General features: G+C 58.9%; 13 protein-coding genes and 1 tRNA gene. 9 read left to right on the forward strand and 5 right to left on the reverse strand.

The genetic code is table 11. The features are described 5' to 3' along the window. Positions 1-57: 57 nt before the first annotated feature. The 9 genes from NW816_RS02580 to NW816_RS02620 all read left to right on the forward strand — a co-directional run bounded on the left by NW816_RS02580 (position 58) and on the right by NW816_RS02620 (position 12,842). The gene (locus NW816_RS02580) at positions 58-1,242 is read left to right on the forward strand and encodes a pyridoxal phosphate-dependent aminotransferase (protein ID WP_414408145.1); all 1,185 of its coding nucleotides are present in this window, start codon (positions 58-60) and stop codon (positions 1,240-1,242) included. 124 nt (positions 1,243-1,366) lie between these two features. Then, on the forward strand, positions 1,367-2,167 hold the full coding sequence (locus NW816_RS02585) for a ParA family protein (RefSeq protein ID WP_414351212.1): 801 nt from the start codon (positions 1,367-1,369) through the stop codon (positions 2,165-2,167). A gap of 1 nt (position 2,168) precedes the next feature. Further along, positions 2,169-2,996 carry a hypothetical protein gene (locus tag NW816_RS02590; protein ID WP_414408146.1) on the forward strand — a complete coding sequence of 276 codons (828 nt, stop codon included), beginning with the start codon at positions 2,169-2,171 and terminating at the stop codon, positions 2,994-2,996. 294 nt (positions 2,997-3,290) lie between these two features. Then, positions 3,291-4,916 carry a peptide chain release factor 3 gene (locus tag NW816_RS02595; RefSeq protein ID WP_414408147.1) on the forward strand — a complete coding sequence of 542 codons (1,626 nt, stop codon included), beginning with the start codon at positions 3,291-3,293 and terminating at the stop codon, positions 4,914-4,916. A gap of 186 nt (positions 4,917-5,102) precedes the next feature. Then, the gene (locus NW816_RS02600; protein ID WP_414408148.1) at positions 5,103-6,338 is read left to right on the forward strand and encodes an aminotransferase class V-fold PLP-dependent enzyme; all 1,236 of its coding nucleotides are present in this window, start codon (positions 5,103-5,105) and stop codon (positions 6,336-6,338) included. A 162-nt stretch (positions 6,339-6,500) separates the two neighbouring features. Next, a complete protein-coding gene (locus NW816_RS02605; RefSeq protein ID WP_414408189.1) occupies positions 6,501-9,164 on the forward strand; it encodes a TIGR03960 family B12-binding radical SAM protein in 2,664 nt (887 codons plus the stop codon). Between the two features lie 728 nt (positions 9,165-9,892). Then, complete coding sequence (locus NW816_RS02610) at positions 9,893-12,079, forward strand: Rne/Rng family ribonuclease (RefSeq protein WP_414408149.1); 2,187 nt, start codon at positions 9,893-9,895, stop codon at positions 12,077-12,079. A gap of 35 nt (positions 12,080-12,114) precedes the next feature. Next, the gene (locus NW816_RS02615; RefSeq protein WP_414408150.1) at positions 12,115-12,756 is read left to right on the forward strand and encodes a ribonuclease HII; all 642 of its coding nucleotides are present in this window, start codon (positions 12,115-12,117) and stop codon (positions 12,754-12,756) included. Positions 12,757-12,768: 12 nt separating this feature from the next. After that, positions 12,769-12,842, forward strand: a tRNA-Arg gene (locus NW816_RS02620). 17 nt (positions 12,843-12,859) lie between these two features. On the opposite strand, the gene msrP is transcribed toward NW816_RS02620, so the two are convergent. The 5 genes from msrP to gvpC form a co-directional block, all read right to left on the reverse strand. After that, positions 12,860-13,816: a protein-methionine-sulfoxide reductase catalytic subunit MsrP gene (gene msrP, locus NW816_RS02625; protein WP_414408151.1), complete on the reverse strand. Its 957-nt coding sequence runs from the start codon at positions 13,814-13,816 to the stop codon at positions 12,860-12,862. Between the two features lie 324 nt (positions 13,817-14,140). Next, a complete protein-coding gene (locus tag NW816_RS02630) occupies positions 14,141-14,560 on the reverse strand; it encodes an LptA/OstA family protein (protein WP_414408152.1) in 420 nt (139 codons plus the stop codon). Between the two features lie 72 nt (positions 14,561-14,632). Beyond that, positions 14,633-14,968, reverse strand: a complete 336-nt coding sequence (locus NW816_RS02635) for a gas vesicle protein (protein ID WP_414408153.1) — start codon at positions 14,966-14,968, stop codon at positions 14,633-14,635. Positions 14,969-15,009: 41 nt separating this feature from the next. Beyond that, positions 15,010-15,894, reverse strand: a complete 885-nt coding sequence (gvpN, locus tag NW816_RS02640; protein WP_011433426.1) for a gas vesicle protein GvpN — start codon at positions 15,892-15,894, stop codon at positions 15,010-15,012. 79 nt (positions 15,895-15,973) lie between these two features. Beyond that, positions 15,974-16,990: a gas vesicle protein GvpC gene (gene gvpC / locus NW816_RS02645; protein ID WP_011433427.1), complete on the reverse strand. Its 1,017-nt coding sequence runs from the start codon at positions 16,988-16,990 to the stop codon at positions 15,974-15,976. Positions 16,991-17,114: the final 124 nt, after the last annotated feature.

The raw sequence follows: 17,114 nt of genomic DNA on the forward strand, positions 1-17,114 counted from the left end.
CTATCTAGATTGGCCCTGCTTGAGAACCTTAAAATAAACCAAAGAGCTTCCCAACCGATGGTGTCTGCTGCCGGCTTGTCCCAACGGGTCGCCCATCTATCCCCTTCCCCCACGCTATCCATTTCGGCTCTGGCTAAAGCCATGCAGGCAGAGGGGCTGGATGTGTGTAGCTTGAGCGCAGGCGAGCCGGATTTCGATACACCTGACCACATTCGGGCCGCGGCCATCCGTGCTCTGGAAGAGGGCAAAACCCGCTACGGCCCCACCGCTGGGATCCCCGCCCTTCGCCAAGCAGTGGCCGATAAGCTGCGGCAGGAAAACGGCCTGGAGTTCAGCCACGACCAAATCCTGATCAGCAACGGCGGCAAGCAAACCCTGTTTAACCTGGCCATGGTGCTGCTGGATCCCGGCGATGAAGTGATCCTGCCTGTTCCCTACTGGGTCAGCTACCCCGAAATTGCGGCTTTGGCAGGGGCAAAGGTTGTGCGGGTGCAGACGGAAGAGGCCCAGGGGTTCAAGCTCACCGCCGAGCAATTGCGCCAGGCCCTCACCCCCCGCAGCAAGCTGCTGATTCTCAACTCACCGGCCAACCCTACCGGAGCCGTTTACCACCAGCACGAGCTGGCAGCTCTGGCAGAGGTGATCCTCTCCGCCCCCCATCTGTACGTGATCTGCGACGAGATCTACGAAAAGCTGGTTTATGGACAAGCCCGCCACATCAGCCTGGGATCCCTTTGCCCTGACTTGATGCCGCGCCTGATTCTCAGCAGTGGCTTTGCCAAAGCCTACGCCATGACCGGCTGGCGGGTGGGCTACTTGGCCGGGCCCAAGCCCATCATTGAGGCAGCCATCAACCTGCAAAGCCACAGCACCTCCAATGTCTGCACCTTCGCCCAGTACGGTGCTCTGGAAGCCCTGACCAGCCCCCTATCGGCAGCAGCTGTGGAAAAAATGCGCCAAGAATTCTGGCAGCGGCGAGATCTGATGCTGGACGGGATCCGCACCTTGCCGGGGGTGACTTGCCCGGAGCCAGAAGGTGCATTTTATGTGTTTGTCAACATCGGCCAAACCGGGTTAAGTTCGGTGGAGTTTTGCCGGCAGCTGCTCAAGGAACACCACGTGGCTGCTGTGCCGGGGGTAGCCTTTGGGGCAGATTCCTACATTCGCCTTTCCTATGCTGCCGATCGCACCACCCTCGAAAAAGGGCTGCAGCGGCTGCACCGGTTTGTGTCTTCCCTCTGAGGATTGAAAAGAGCGGATGGATCCCCGCAGGCCATCCCCAGTGGCGGAATCCCCATTAGAGGTGTGAACACCATTGCTTAACCCTAGCTATAGTGTTAGGGGATGGGCTACGAGGGGATAACTCATGTCTGGCAGAACGGCGCTTGTCATCACCGTTGCCTGTTTGAGTGGGGGATCCGGAAAGACCACAGCCGCCCTCAACTTGGCCATCATGCTGGCCGAGCATGGCAAGACGCTGGCTGTTGACTTTGACCCACAGGGCAACCTGAGCCAGTGGATGGGCTGGACGGATCTGTCGGAGTCGGCCACCATTGCCGAGACGATTTTGCCGGGGGCGGATCGGGTTCACATTCGGGAGATTATCCGTCCGCCGTTGAATGAGGATCGCCAGGAGCGGCTGTGGTTGGCCCCCAGCGATTACAGTCTCTCGCGGGCTATGGATGCGATCGTGATGGAGCCGGGGCGGGAGCTGTTTTTGAAGCGGGCTTTGCGACCGATTTTGCCGGAGTATGACTTTTTGGTCATCGACAGCCCCCCCTCGAAAGGGTTGCTCACCTACAACAGCATTCTCAGCGCCGATCTGCTGGTGGTGCCGACGGAATGTACCCAAAAGGGGGTGATGGGGGCCCTAAGTACCCTGGTGCTGTTGAAAGAATTGGAAGAGCTGGATTTTCATGTGCCCAAGTTTTTGGGGGTGCTCCCCACACGGGAACAGTGGGTGGGCAACAACCGCACCAAAATGTCGCGGGCCGCGGTGGAAGCCTTGGCGGAAATGATGCAAGGGATCCCCATTTTCACGCCGGTGCGGCAAAGTACGGTCGTTCAGCAAACCAACAGCATGGGCTGGTCGTTGGCGGAGGCGGGGGAAGATCTCCTGGCCCAACCTTATCGCGAGATCCTCAAGGCTGTGCTGGAGGCCCGCTAACATGGCTACTGCCAAGAAGCCTCCCAAAAAAAAATTGCCCACCGGCCCCACCAAGGCGGATCTGCTCTCGCGCATGGGGGTGAATAAGCAGCCAGAGCCGATGGAACTTGCGCCTACGGCTGCCGATGGCGTTGAGGCTCCGCACCGTCCAGAGGACAACAGGGGGACGGATTCCCTGGATCTGTCTCACCCTGCGGCATTAGATGTTGAGCCCGATCCATCTCTCGCGGCCTCGTCCCGTCTGTGCCCCACAACCCCACCAGAGGCAGGACGGATGCCTCTCCTGGCCAGTGTGCTCTCCACACCTGAAGCTCCTTCTCGGGATGCGGATCCCTTGTCCAACTTGTCGCCCGCTCCGGTCGAGGTGGAAAGGGTTGTCTCCCCACCCCAGGTCAGTCTGGCCAAATGGGCCAATACTTCGCTGCCAACTGAAAAGCCAGCCGAGCTTTTGCCCCCTGCTACTGCTTGCACCGACAATGGGGTTCGCCGCAATGGCACCCCCAATGGGCAGGGTGCCCAGTCGGATCCCCGTGAAGCTCTGGATGCACAACTGGGCCTGCAAAAGCTTACCCTCAAATGGTCTGCCGAGAGGGTAGAAAAGCTGGGATCCCTGGAAAGCGCCACCGGCCTACCGGGCGAGATTTTGCTGGAAGTCTTGCTGGATCATTGGGAACAATTGCCCAAGCCCTTGCAGCAAGATTGCCTCCTGCAAGCCCACCGCATTCGCGTCGAGCGGCTGGTGATCAGCCAAAACTTCACCATTGCCACGATTGAGCAACTGCTCTTCACGTCAGCGTTGCGCAACAACAACGAGCAGCATCTGCTTTGAGTTCTGGCCGGTTGGCCTGGGAAATTCCCCCTCAAGATCTCCGCCAGTATGCCAGACAACAGGGATCCCTGTTCCTGTGCTAGGGTCAAAATGGTTCTGTTGGCTTTTCGCGCTTTTCGGCCTGTGCTCTCTCCCCCTCGCTACCTGGCGGCAACCCAACCTCATTATTCTCAAGCGTATTTCCCACTGATTTTCTATTTTTTCCTTCTCCGTATTTCTCCCATCCTTTAGGGGACAACATCGCGGCGGAATCTTCTTTAAGGCGACCAGGTTGTAGTGGAGCGGCAACAGTTGATGAAAGAACTTGATTTGGCCAAAGCTGTAGAGCAACGGCGCACCTTTGCCATTATTTCCCATCCCGATGCGGGGAAGACCACCCTCACCGAAAAGCTGCTGTTGTACGGGGGGGCTATTCAAGAAGCGGGAGCTGTGAAGGCCCGTCGGGCGCAAAAGCGGGCCACTTCCGACTGGATGGAACTGGAAAAGCAGCGGGGTATTTCCATCACCTCTACCGTCCTGCAATTTGATTACCGCAACATTCGTCTCAACCTGCTCGATACTCCCGGCCACCAAGACTTCAGCGAAGATACCTATCGCACCCTGGCAGCGGCTGACAATGCTGTGATGCTGGAAGATGCCGGCAAAGGGTTGGAAACCCAGACCCGCAAGCTGTTTGAAGTGTGTCAGATGCGGGGACTACCGATTTTTACCTTTATCAACAAGATGGATCGCCCAAGCCGGGATCCCTTGGAGCTGATGGATGAAATTGAGACAGAACTGGGCCTCAAGCCCTATCCTGTCAACTGGCCAATTGGCTCAGGCGAGCGGTTTACTGCGCTATTTGACCGCCGAACTCAGGAGTTTCATTTCTTTGAGCGGGTATCTGGGGGGCGGCTAAAAGTTCAAGATACCGTCATTAAACTTGGGGATCCGCAAATTGAGGAGTTGATCGACAAGGACTTGTATTACCAATTCAAGGAAGAGCTGGAACTGCTGGATGGTCTCATGCCCACCTTGGATCTAAAACAGGTGCATTCTGGCAAACAAACCCCGGTCTTTTTCGGCAGTGCCATGACCAATTTTGGGGTGGAGCTTTTCCTCAATGCATTTTTGGAGTATTCCTTACCGCCAATGCCTCACGAGAGCACTGCTGGGCTAATCCCGCCCGAACATCCTGAGTTTACGGGCTTTGTCTTTAAGCTGCAGGCCAACATGGATCCCCGCCATCGGGATCGCGTCGCTTTTGTACGCATCTGCTCCGGCAAGTTCGAGAAGGATATGGTGGTCAACCATGCCCGACTCAATCGTTCGATCCGTCTATCCTATCCCCAGAAATTGTTTGCTCAAGAGCGCATCTCTATCGACGAAGCTTACCCTGGGGATGTGATCGGCCTGAATAATCCCGGCATCTTCACGATTGGAGATACTATCTACACCGGCCCGAAATTGCGCTACGCCGGGATCCCCAGCTTTTCTCCTGAGCTGTTTGCCTACTTGAAGAATCCCAATCCTTCCAAGTTTAAGCAGTTCCAGAAGGGGGTAGCGGAACTGCGGGAAGAAGGGGCTGTACAAATCATGTACTCTATCGACGATTCCAAACGGGATCCGATTGTGGCAGCGGTGGGCCAGTTGCAGTTTGAGGTTTTGCAGTATCGCCTTGAAAGTGAATACAACGTCGAAACCCGACTGGAGATGTTGCCCTACACACTGGCTCGCTGGGTCGAGAATGGCTGGAAGGCGCTGGAGAATATTCCCAGCTTGTTTAACACCCTAGTTGTTAAAGACATTCAAGACAGGCCCGTTCTTCTGTTTAAGAACGAGTGGACTTTACAGCAATTTGCTGCCAGCAACCCTAAAATCAAGCTCAGCAAAATTGCCCCTATCTCGGATCTCGGCCCAGAATTGGGTGACGGCCAATAGATCAACCTAAGAGAATCCGTCTCAAAGAGCCTTAGGTTCTGACATTCAGTCGAGATGCCATTGGTCTCCACATCAGCGGTGTTGATAGGTGTTGATATCTTCGGATTTCTGAGCAAACCCCTCACACAGATCGCAGCAATTCCCCCATCTTTTTCCTGCATCGTCCAGGGACAGAGGGAGTGAACCATGCCTTTCTTCTCCAACCTGGGATCCGATTCTCCCCACTTTGGCGCTGCCCTCAGTGCTTGTGCGCCACTTTGCGAACGCTCCTTGTGGGGACTGGATCCGCAAGCCGTTTTTTTGAATCACGGCTCCTACGGCGCGACCCCGAAAAAGGTGTTGCAGGCCCAGAGTGTATGGCGGGAACGCCTTGAGGCTCAGCCGGTGCAGTTTATGGGAGAGGAACTTCCTCGAGCCTTGCGGGCGGCGGCAGCAGAACTGGCCTATTTTGTCGGCGCTGAACCTGAAAATCTGGTGTTTGTGGAAAATGCCACCAGCGGGGTGAATGCCGTTTTGCGCTCGCTGCGGTTCCGGCCAGGGGATCAGATCGCCTGCACCAACCACGGCTACGGGGCTGTTTGTCAGGCGCTACAGTATGTCTATGCCCAGTGGGGAGCCATCCCGGTTGAGGCGCAGATCCCTTTTCCCATTGCAGGGCCGGAGCAGGTTATCGCCGCCTTCGAGACTATCCTCACCCCCCAAACCCGTTTGGCAGTCTTGGATCACCTCACCTCGCCCACAGCTCTGATCTACCCACTGCCTGAGCTGATCGGCCTCTGTCGGGAGCGCGGGATCCCAGTTTTGGTGGATGGCGCCCATGCCCCTGGGGTTCTCCCCTTGGAGTTGGAAAGGCTGGGGGCCGATTGGTACACCGGCAATGCCCACAAGTGGCTGTTTGCCCCGAAAGGCTGTGCTTTTTTGTGGGTGGCCCCCCACCGACAGGCCCAAACCCATCCTACGGTGATCTCCCACGGCTTTGGGCAAGGGTTCACAGCCGAGTTCGACTGGGTGGGCACACGGGATCCCAGCGCTTGGTTGGCCGTTTCAGCAGCCCTGGCGTTTATCCAGGAGGTGGGGCTAGACAATATCCGTCAGCACAACCACACTCTGCTGCTCCAGGCGCGGCAGTTGCTTTTGGAGACTCTTGAAGGGATCCCGCCCGCCCCTGAAGAAATGTTGGGCTTTATGGCCACCCTACCCTTGCCGCCCTTCTGGCAACAGGGGATCCCTGAGCTGCCTCTTGGGGAGCGCGCCCGTCGCCTGCACGATTACCTGTGGCACACGTACCGCATTGAGGTTCCGATCATCCCCTTCGCCGGGCAGCTTTGGGTACGCATCTCGGCTCAGGTCTACAACCATTTGGCAGAGTACGAACAGTTGGCGCTGGCCTTGCAGCGTCCGCCGCAGAGTTTTCCCGGTTGAACAGACTTCACGACATTGCAAGTATGGTTGTTTCGCCTACCGGTAACCTGCAAACTTAGAGAGGCAAAGCGCGAGGCAAAGCGCTTTCCCTTGGGTTGGGTCTGCTCGAAGAGTTCGGCTAGAGTCAGATCAGTGGCTGTATTAACGTCTCGGCGGATCCCCATGCTCTCTCTGGCTGCAACTGAACCGCATCTGAGTCCCATCGATCTGGATCGCCTGCTTACCCCTGAGATTCAGCGGCCGGCCCGCTACTTGGGCAAAGAGTTCGGTGCCGTCCACCGTCCTTGGGATTCGGCGCGGGTGCGTTGGGTGCTGAGCTATCCAGAGCTGTACGAGGTGGGAGCTTCCAACCTGGGCCACCTCATCCTCTACAACATCCTCAACGCTCAGCCGGATCAACTGTGTGACCGCACCTACTTGCCAGGCCCGGATCTGGCTGCCCGCCTGCGGCAGTTGGGGATCCCGCTGTTTGCCGTGGAGTCCCGCCGCCCTCTGCGCGCCTTTCACATCATCGGCTTCAGCCTGGCCTACGAGCTGGGGGGCACCAACATTCTGGAGATGCTGGATCTGGCCGGGATCCCGCTCAGGTGGTCGGAACGGCAACCCTTCACCCCGGAAGAGTGCCCTCTGATCTTTGCCGGTGGGCCAACCGCCACTTCCAACCCGGAGCCCTTTGCCGACTTTTTCGATTTCTTCGTCTTCGGAGATGGGGAAGAGGTGCTGCCGGAAATTGGCCAAGTGCTGGCCGGATCCCTGTCCAAGCCCCGCCGAGAGGTCTTGCTGGAGCTGGCGCAGGTGCCGGGGGTGTACGTGCCCCAGTTTTACGAAGGGATCCCGCCTCGACCCATTGTGCCTGGGGTGCCGGAGCGCGTCCGCCGTCGGGTGGCCCTGCCTCAACCCCAATACTCCGTCGGCCTGGTGCCTTTGGTGGAAACCGTCCACGACCGCCTGGTGATGGAAGTGCGGCGGGGCTGCACACGGGGCTGCCGATTTTGCCAGCCGGGAATGCTTACCCGCCCAGCGCGGGATGTGGATCCGGAAGCAGTGGTGGAGGCTGTGGTGCAGGGCTTGCGGAGAACAGGTTACAACGAATTTTCCCTCTCTTCTCTCAGTTGCTCCGACTACCTTTCCCTGCCGGCGGTGGGAGCGGAGCTGCACAACCGTCTCCTCAGAGAACACATTGCCCTTTCCCTGCCCAGCCAGCGGGTGGATCGCTTTGATGAGCAAATTGCCGCCATCATGAAGGGATCCCGCCGCTCCGGCCTCACCTTTGCCCCCGAAGCTGGCACCCAAAGGCTGCGGGACATCATCAACAAGGGCCTTACTGATGCCGACTTGATTCGCGGCATTCGCACCGCTGCCCAAGAGGGCTGGGACAAAATTAAGCTCTACTTCATGATTGGCCTGCCCGGCGAGACCGACGCCGATGTCCTGGGGATCGCCCGCACCGTCGAGATGCTGCAGCGAGAATGTGCAGCCCTGGGTCGCAAGCGGGTGGAGTTTACCCTCACCCTCTCCAACTTCACCCCCAAGCCCCACACCCCCTTCCAGTGGCACCGGGTGGACTACGCCGACGTGCAGCGCAAGCAAACCCTGCTGCAGAAAGAGCTGCGGCGGCTGCGGGGCGTCAAGGCCCACTTCACCGATATCCGCTTCAGCATCCTGGAAGACTTTATTGGCAAAGGGGATCGCTCCCTGGGACAGATGATCGAGCGGGCCTGGCGGGCTGGGGCCGGCATGGACGCCTGGTGGGAAAGCATCGACACCGCCTATGCTGCCTGGGTGAGGGCCTACTGCGGCGAAGAGGTGGATCCTGCCGCCGATCCGGTCGCCCTCTGCGCCCATCTCCCCATCCGGGAATTGGGCCTGGAGGATCCCTTGCCCTGGGATCACATCGATACCGGCATTGACAAGAAATGGCTGCAAAAAGACTACCGCCGCGCCCTGGAAGCCCTCACTGTGGAAGACTGCTCCTTCGAGGGCTGTTCCGCCTGCGGCATTTGCGGCCCCGGCTTCGGCCACAACATCGTCATCCCGCCCCCACGCGTCCCACCCCTGCAGAGCCAACCCGCCCCCACCCCCGATCCCCTGGAGCCGGAGCCACCTGCCCAGCGCTTTCGCATCACCTACGGCAAAACCGGGGATCTGCGCTGGCTGGGCCACCTGGATCTGATGCGTTTGTGGGAACGAGCCTGTCGGCGAGCAGGGTTGCCTCTGGCCTTCAGCGGCGGCTACCACCCCATGCCCCGCTTGGCCAACGCCAATGCCCTGCCCATCGGCCAGGAAGGCTATGGCGAAATCCTGGATCTGGAACTCCTGGCCCGCCCTGGGGATCCCTTCACCGCCGCCGAACTGCGGGCTCTTCTGGCCGAACAACTGCCCCTCGAGATCCCCATTCAAGCTGTCCAAGAAATTGGCCTGCGGGATCCCTCTGCCACCGAAGCCGTTTACGCCGCCGAATATCAGCTTACGGTGAGCTGCGAGTTGCCCAAAGCCATTTGCGTCAGCGGGATGGAGTCCTCTTGGCCCGCCTGGGTTACCCAGATTCTGGATGCGCAGGAAATCTGGATTGAAAAAACCTCTAAGTCCGGCAACTCCTCTCCCTTCAATGCCCGCGCCCTGCTGTACTACCTAGAGTTTCAGGGCTTGACCCCTGAGGGCAGTGCCCGCCTCCTTTACCGGGGCAGTTGCCGCAACGACGGCGCCTACCTGAGGCCCACCCATCTGGTTCAAATGGCCGAGTCATTGGGGTTGCCCCGCTGGACATTGCAGACGGCAAAGCGGCTGCGTCTGTTGTGGGAGAACCCCCTCTCCGATCAAGATTGAGGACTTCCCACGAGAGCGGCTAAACCCAAGGGATCCGATGGCCAAGCGGCCATCTAGGCTGAAGGATCCCACAAGCGCTATAATGCTGCTATTGCTGGCTCCTGTCGCTGTGGGGCTCGCCAGGCATCAACTTGACCAAAGGCGGGGTGAGCAGCAGGCAAAAGCTGGGCCGGATTTTGGAATGGAGACACTCTTAACTCAGTACCCAGGGCAGGTAACAGGCGTGATGGGGTCGAGTCGATAGGCGCAACAAAAAGGTGTGCCCCTTCGACCTAGCCCAGATCTCAATCTTACCCTGAGAAGGTGCTTCTTTCCCCGTGCAAACCCTGCCTTGTTGTGGACTCGGGCTAGGCCGCACAACTGGGGCTCTGCGATGGGCCAGCCTCCAATCTCCCGGAGCGGAGCCGTCTTGCTTTCTGAGCCTATTCAATAATCTCCATGCAAACCTCACCCCATCCATTCATCTCATCCGATGAGCTTTTATCCCCACAGCAGAAGCCCCCTGCTGTACCCACCAAGGCCAGCATTGGGCAGTTTACATAACTCGCCTCACCCATTGGAGAGCAAACAAAGCCAAGCGTCAAAGCAGAGCTGAGGGTAATGGACACCCCCATGATGAGTCAATCCTGGTCAAAGAAACTTAAGCGGATCCCGGCAAAAGAACAACACCTCGCCAGAACGAGGGTTCAATCCGTAACCGCGTGCCCTTGGGGCGGGGAGGAAGGTTGATGCCCAGGCAGATTGTCATTGCCGAGCAACATCGCGTGGCAGCCGTCTTCGCCGAAGATCAAGTGCAAGAGCTGATCGTCGCCAGCGGCGCTCACCAAGTGGGAGACGTTTACGTCGGAATCATCGAGAACGTTCTGCCCAGTATTGATGCCGCTTTCGTCAACATTGGCCCTGCAGAACGCAATGGATTTATTCACGTCACCGACCTCGGCCCGCTGCGCCTCAAGCGGAGCCATGCTTCCATTTCTGAGCTGGTCTTGCCGCAGCAAAAGGTGCTGGTTCAGGTGATGAAAGAGCCCACCGGCAACAAAGGGCCAAGGCTTACCGGAGATTTGGCCTTTCCGGGGCGGTACTTGGTGCTGCGACCCTATGGCAAAGGCGTTCATCTGTCCCGCCGCATCGAGGATCGGGAAGAACGCAACCGTTTGAAATCCCTGGCCATTTTGATTAAGCCCCCGCAGATGGGCCTGCTGGTGCGCACCGAAGCGGAGGGTGTGTCTGAAGAAGCGATGATCGACGACCTGGAGCAATTGAAGAAACTCTGGGAAGATATTCAACAGCAGTATCAGGCGGCACGGGGGCCGGGGCTACTCAACCGGGATGACGACTTTATTCAGCGGGTGCTGCGGGATGTTTACTCCGACGATGTGAACCGCATTGTAACCGACTCTGCGGCGGGAGCGAAGCGAGTCCGTAGCTATCTGCAAGGTTGGAACAAGGGCCAAATGCCCCCCGGTGTCGTTGTCGATGCCCACCGCGAGCCCACCCCCATTCTGGAGTATTTTCGGGTCAACGCGGTTATTCGTCAGGCGCTGCGTCCGCGGGTGGATTTGCCCTCTGGCGGCTACATCATCATCGAGCCCACCGAGGCCCTGACGGTGATCGATGTCAACTCGGGCTCCTTCACCCAATCGGCTACCTCTCGCGAGACGGTGCTGTGGACAAACTGTGAGGCGGCTACCGAGATCGCCCGCCAATTGAGGCTACGCAATATTGCCGGTGTGATCGTGGTGGATTTTATCGATATGGATTCCCGCCGCGACCAGTTGCTGGTTCTGGAGCATTTTAATAAGGCTCTCTCCAGCGACAAAGCCCGCCCACAGGTGGCCCAACTGTCGGAATTGGGGCTGGTGGAGCTCACCCGCAAACGGCAGGGGCAAAGCCTTTATGAGATCTTCGGCCATTCTTGCCCTACCTGTGAGGGGCTGGGGATCCTGGCCCGCTTGCCGGGGGCCGAGCCGGGACATCTCTTGACGATAGAAAGCGGCCTGACGGTAACGCTGCCCACCGAGGTGGAAGAAGGGGATGAGGAAGACGCCGGCCCGATCCTGCCCCGCGATGGCAACTCCCAACGGGCGCGCCTGCGAGTGGGAAGCGATGGGCTGTCTCGAGGCGATAGCCGTGCGCTGCTGCGGCGGTCGCGATCTGCCCCCGGACAACGACGCCCCAGCCCGGATCCCTTTACGACTTCAGACGATCTGGAGGAAGAGCCACGGGTTGAAACGGGACGCAAGCGTCCCCGCGAAGACTGGGGGGATCCCCGCACCGGCCAGCGCCTCGTTACGCGGAGCCCAGATACTCCTGCAGACGAGGAAACCCCGGAGCCGCTTGGGGACGATCTCTTGCAACCGGCAGGGGGCGGAGCAGACCCAAAGCGTCGAGAGCCCCGCCGTTCTGGCCGTGGGGAAGAGGCAGAATCCACCGCACGCAAAGACCACGCTCCCCCAGCCCGCACCGTTCGCGCCAGCGGGACGGAGTCCTCAGAAGGCCGTCCGGCCCCGGTACGGCAAACGGTCACCGTGGAGATGACCCCGCTGCAACAACGGGTCTACTCGGAGCTGGGGCTGTCGCCGCTGTTGCTCCTTGACCAGCCGCCGCCTTGGGGCCGAGACACGGCGGTTAGGGTGGTTCTGCCGGGAACTGTCGAGGTGGAAAGTAGCCCAGAGGTGGAGACTGAGGCAACTTCTCAGGCGGAGGAGTTGGCGCCCGAACCGGATGCCTTGCAGGAGAAGGAGCCGCTGGATACCGTTTCTCCACCCGAACCCTCGGAACCCGAAATCTCCTCTGCTGAATCGTTCCCGTCAGCCGTGCAGAGCAGCTTGGCCGAGCCAGCGGCGGAACTGGGGATCAGCCCTGCCCAGCAATCTCCAGCAGCCTCCAGGCGACGGCGCTCCCGCAGCAGTTAGCCGCCGCTCCCAAGCTCAGGGGCAGGCATGGGGATATGGCAATGCGAACAAAGCCCAGTTTGGTTTGGGAGGGATCCCTTTGGCAGCAAGGGATCCTGCGAGTGGCGGGGGTGGATGAGGTGGGGCGGGGGGCCCTGGCCGGGCCGGTAGTGGCAGCGGCGGTGATTTTGCCCGCCCAGATGGATCCCAAAGCACTGGAGGGAGTGAGGGATTCCAAACAACTGCGTCCGCAGCAACGCGCTCAATGGGCGGAACGGATTCGGCAGGTGGCCCTGGCCGTGGGTATTGGCAGTGCCTCTGCTGCTGAGATCGACCGGCTCAACATTCGACGGGCCACGGTGCTGGCCATGCAGCGGGCTTTGGCCGAGTTAGATCCCATCGACCACATTTTGGTGGATGGATTGCCGCTGGCCGAGCTGGGATCCCGGCAAACGGCGCTGGTCAAGGGGGATCAAATCAGCCTCTCCATTGCCGCTGCTTCAGTTGTGGCCAAAGTCTGGCGAGATGCCTTGATGCAGAGCTGGGATCGGCAGTACCCCGGCTACGGCTGGCGCACCAACGCTGGCTATGGCACGCGGGAGCACCGACTGGCGTTGCAGAACTTGGGGCCCACCCCGCAGCACCGCCGCAGCTTTGCCCCCTTGGCAGAACTGAAAGTCAGCAGATATGATGGTTAATGCAGTTGCATTGCCCACGTAGCTCAGTGGACTAGAGCACTGGGTTCCGGTCCCAGGTGTCGGAGGTTCGAATCCTTTCGTGGGCGTCTTCAGGCATATAAGTTCAGCCATATAAGTGGGCAACATACTCTCCGTACCCGTTGTAGGGCAAGGTGGGAACGATTTGCCACTGGGAACGGGATCCGAAACCGATCAAGACTTCCTGCTCCTGTGACCAGCGGGGGTGGGGCACCCTAGGATCCACATTGGCCTCAAATCCATACTCCTCAGGGGCGAGGGTATTCCAAAACGTGGAGGGTTGACGGGCCAAAAACTCGATTTTGACGATGGATTTTCCCCCCTTAAAGCCATACTTCCAGGGAACTACCATGCGAATTGGCGCTCCGTGCTGTTTGGGCAACGGCTTGCCATAAACGCCGAGGGCAAAAAAGGCCAACTCGTTGGCCATTTCCTCGATCCGCAACCCTTCCGTGTAGGGCCAAGGCAAGTTGGGGGGCCAGATTGGGCCAGGCATAATTTCCGGATCGTAAAAGGAAGTGAAGCGGACAAATCGAGCCGTCGGCAAAGGATCCACCCGTTCCAGCAACAGCCGCATCGGAAAGCCCAACCACGGCACCACCATCGCCCAGGCTTCCACACAGCGAAAGCGATAGATGCGCTCTTCGAGGGGGAAGTTAAACAGATCTTCCAGGCCCAACCGCTGAGGATGCCGCACCAGCCCGGTAATCTCGACAGTCCAGGGATCCGTGGGCAAAGCCTGTGCAGCCCGCCAGACGCGCTTTCCGGAGCCAAACTCGTAAAAGTTGTTGTAACGAGCAGCTACAATCTCCTCGGTGACGGGCCTGCCCACATCCGAAAAGTGGGGGTTGAGTGGGATCCCCGTCAGCTCTCGTTCTACCGAGGGAGCGGATCCCCTGCTGCCAAACCCAAAAATAGAAAAACTGGCTCCCACCCCAACGGATCCCAGTTGCGCTAGAAATTGCCGCCGGCTGAAAAACATCTCTTCTGGAGTGACCTGTGCCTCTCGTTGCCAGGGGTGAGGAACTCGGATCCCGAACATCCATCAGCCATCCTTTGATTCAGAGTCAGGGAAAAAGTCTGCCGCCCGAACTACTACATCCTAAATGAATTACTACATCCTAAACGGATCTAAGCCGACATTCCCCGAGCTCGTTTCCAGCGCTGCCCCATGTGTAGTCATTTCAAATGTAGTCATTTCAAACAGCAATGAAACGATTTGTTATGTCTGTCCCTGGCTCCCCTCTCCTTTTGAGAGAGGGGTTGGGGGTGAGGGAAACCCTGCAGGCTGGGATGATCGGTGACGAAATCACGGTATAGCCGTGTTGGCTGAGTCCGTGCTGCTGGAAAAAAGTGTGGGGATCAGCTAAGGACTTGAGCTGGGCTCCGGCAAAACGTAGATGGACTCCACTTGCCGCCCTGCCGATGGCACTGCCTGGATGGTGCCCTTGTCGATGTGGTAAATGACTTTCTCCGCTTGCAACTGATTCTCCCCTTGGTTGATGATGACCTGGCCCTCCAGCTCAATGCGTTGCTCCTGGCTGTAATACACAGCTCTTTGAGCGCGGGCCGTAAGCCGCTCGGCAGGAAAACTGAGGGTGACATTGCCAATGGCCGTAAAAACCCCTGTGTTGGCGTTGGCCTCCTGCACATCAGCGCTGATGCTGATGGCACGGGGATTCTGACCCCAAGCCGGGATCCCAAGGGCCAGCACCACACCCACAGCCCAGCCCAGTGTCTTCAGCCGCTTCCAACTCTTCCGGTCAAGCGTTATCTCCAAAGTCATGCCCCATCACCCCGTCAAACCACCCCAGCAGCCAGTCTAGCTTCTCAATCCTGGTCATAATGGCGGGGCAGCCTACTGATCCGTTCCCTTTCTCCCCTGGGGCAGAGCTTGGGCAAGCTGTCTTTCCAATTCGGCAACGCGCTGCATGAGCTGTCGGTTGGCTTCCAGCAGCTCCCGCGCCTGGCTGTTGAGGTAGGGATCCGATTCCCACCAATTGATGCCGATCTCCTTGGCCTTATCCACCGAAGAAATCAGCAGGCGAATGCGCACATTCAGCAACTCCACATTGCCCACCGAAACGGTGATGTCTCCGGCGATCACAATGCCCTTATCCAGTACCCGCTCCAACACATCGGCCAGCGAGGAGCCGTGAGTAGCCGTGGTCAAGGGTTGAGAGCTAATCGGCACAGGGTTAATCGACCTCCAAAGCGTACCAACAGGCAAAAGACTCAGCCAGGCAGTTGGTCTAGCAGATAATTCAGCAACTGGGATCCCTCTTCATAGCGCTTGCCGGCTCGCGGCAACAGCACATCCGCACACAAAGCGCGAAAATCGGCATTCTCTTTGCTAACTGCCAGCTCATGTTCCTTGACAATGCGCCCGATCATCAAACAACTGCGCAGGCTGGGGTGGCGCGTCAGATCCAACTTGCGGCGAAAAGCCCGCACAATGTGGACGATCTTGAGGGCGTCGGGGCCGGATAAGCCTATTCGCGAGGTGAGAATCTCCTTTTCGGTCTCGATGTCCGGCTCCCCCATATCGATGGTGATCATCCGATCCAGCAGCGCATCTTGGGCCCTGTGAACCCCGGTATATTCCTCCGGGTTAGAGGTAAAAATGGCCCGGAACTGGGGATGCACCCGCAGATATTCCGAGCGGTTGCTGTCCGGCGGCAACACCAGCAGCCTCTCCTCCAAGGCACTCAGGAGAGCATTGTTGGCCTCAGGGCGGGAGCGATTGAACTCGTCGTAGATGAGGGTAAACCCCTCTCGGCAAGCCAAGGTGAGGCGGGCATCCACCCAGCGCTGCTGCACATCCTCCTCCGTCTTCACCACCGAGTGAATGAAGTTGTCCACCACCCGCCGATGGGTAAAACCGGTGCGCCCCCCGATGAGGTCGGAAGAATCGAAGCGGTCATCCCCATAGATCAGCATGATGGGGCGGCCCAGCAGGCTGGCCAGATGCATCGCCAAAGTGGTTTTGCCCGTACCCGAAGGCCCCCGCAAATGCACCGCAAAGCCCGATTGCAAATAGCGCAAAGCGCGGCGGGTAATCCGCTCAATGTAGGGGGTGTTCACGAACTGGCGGGGACGCGCCTGCAGAACCGTGGCCATGGAGATACTCAACCTCTTTGCTGCCCTAGACTCCTTTGCCTTGACTATAGCCCGGATGTTCTTCCTGCGCTCGGCACAACTAAACTGCGACCGTCCCCGACACCATGCGCCGCAGCGTAGCCAAGATTTCCGAGGGATCCAACCCCAGATCCACCGCGCCGCGGGCCAACAAATCCCGCACCCGTTCCCGATCCCCGATCACCTGCAGCAGGGTCAGGTTGGGATCCTGCGCTTGTAGATCACTCACATACTTGTTGACATAGTCAAGGATGGGATCCACCTGTTTCTCAACAGTAGGCGGAACTTCAGGGGGTTCGAGCGTTGTCAAACCCCCTGGGGGTTGGGAAACAGAGACCGGGGCGGACGGCTCCACCGGGGTTTGACCTTCGGCTACAGGCGTTGAGTCGGAAGCAGTCTCACCGGCAGTCGCAACGGCACTGTTAGAGCTTGCACTGGAAGTGGAGACTTCAGGTTCTGGGATGAGGTCAGGGATCCCATTGCCCCACACCTGCTTATGCAACTCCGCCCGGAAAGTGGCCAGGGATCTCCGTAGGGCCTGCGCCTGAGCTTGTTGTTCCTGGGCCATCTGAGCCAGCTCCTGTCGAGCCATTTGCCGGAGAGCCTGTACCCACTGCCGCAAATCGGCGCAAAAAGACTGCCGCGCTTGCTGAGTTTTGTCGGCCATCGCCTGCCGAGCCTGCGTATAGGTGCTCAGCAAATGCTCCACAGCCGCAGTCAAGTTAGCCCGGAAAGCCTGCAATTGCTGCCGGCTGACTTCCAATTGAGCAGCTCGTTCCTGCTCCAGGCGAGCCAGACTCTCTGCCACCGACTTGGCCCGCTGAGCCGCCGCTTCCGAACGGGAGCATTCGTCCAGGGATCGCCTCACAGCCCGCTCCTGCCTCAGTTTCTGCAATTGGCTGCGGGTTTGCTCCGTCTGGTGCCGTATTGCTTCTTGTCGTTGCTGGCGGCGCTGCCCCAGCTCAACCATCAGGGCTTGGTGCTGCTCTAGGCGCTGCTGCCGGGATCGGCTTAACAAACTTCGGTTTTGAGTCACCCGCCGGCTGCGAGCTATGGCCCATTGTTCCTGCAAACTCATGGTGTTCAATCCCTTACGTCGTGTTCAATGCTTGGGTGGATACAGCTTCTCTGCCTGTTCCCAACTCGATGGCACTGCCAACCTGTAGCTCAGTGCGGCTGCAAGACTCAATCCTCGAACAAAA

The sequence above is a fragment of the Synechococcus sp. W55.1 genome, assembly GCF_047461655.1.
In the GTDB taxonomy this organism is placed as follows: Bacteria; Cyanobacteriota; Cyanobacteriia; order Thermostichales; family Thermostichaceae; genus Thermostichus.

Coding starts and splice junctions, on each gene's coding strand:
- NW816_RS02590 (WP_414408146.1), top strand. CDS start 2,169: ATGGCTACTGCCAAGAAGCCTCCCAAAAAAAAATTGCCCACCGGCCCC.
- NW816_RS02595 (WP_414408147.1), top strand. CDS start 3,291: ATGAAAGAACTTGATTTGGCCAAAGCTGTAGAGCAACGGCGCACCTTT.
- msrP (WP_414408151.1), bottom strand. CDS start 13,816: ATGTTCGGGATCCGAGTTCCTCACCCCTGGCAACGAGAGGCACAGGTC.
- NW816_RS02610 (WP_414408149.1), top strand. CDS start 9,893: ATGCCCAGGCAGATTGTCATTGCCGAGCAACATCGCGTGGCAGCCGTC.
- gvpN (WP_011433426.1), bottom strand. CDS start 15,894: ATGGCCACGGTTCTGCAGGCGCGTCCCCGCCAGTTCGTGAACACCCCC.
- NW816_RS02600 (WP_414408148.1), top strand. CDS start 5,103: ATGCCTTTCTTCTCCAACCTGGGATCCGATTCTCCCCACTTTGGCGCT.
- NW816_RS02585 (WP_414351212.1), top strand. CDS start 1,367: ATGTCTGGCAGAACGGCGCTTGTCATCACCGTTGCCTGTTTGAGTGGG.
- NW816_RS02630 (WP_414408152.1), bottom strand. CDS start 14,560: ATGACTTTGGAGATAACGCTTGACCGGAAGAGTTGGAAGCGGCTGAAG.
- gvpC (WP_011433427.1), bottom strand. CDS start 16,990: ATGAGTTTGCAGGAACAATGGGCCATAGCTCGCAGCCGGCGGGTGACT.
- NW816_RS02605 (WP_414408189.1), top strand. CDS start 6,501: ATGCTCTCTCTGGCTGCAACTGAACCGCATCTGAGTCCCATCGATCTG.
- NW816_RS02615 (WP_414408150.1), top strand. CDS start 12,115: ATGGCAATGCGAACAAAGCCCAGTTTGGTTTGGGAGGGATCCCTTTGG.
- NW816_RS02580 (WP_414408145.1), top strand. CDS start 58: ATGGTGTCTGCTGCCGGCTTGTCCCAACGGGTCGCCCATCTATCCCCT.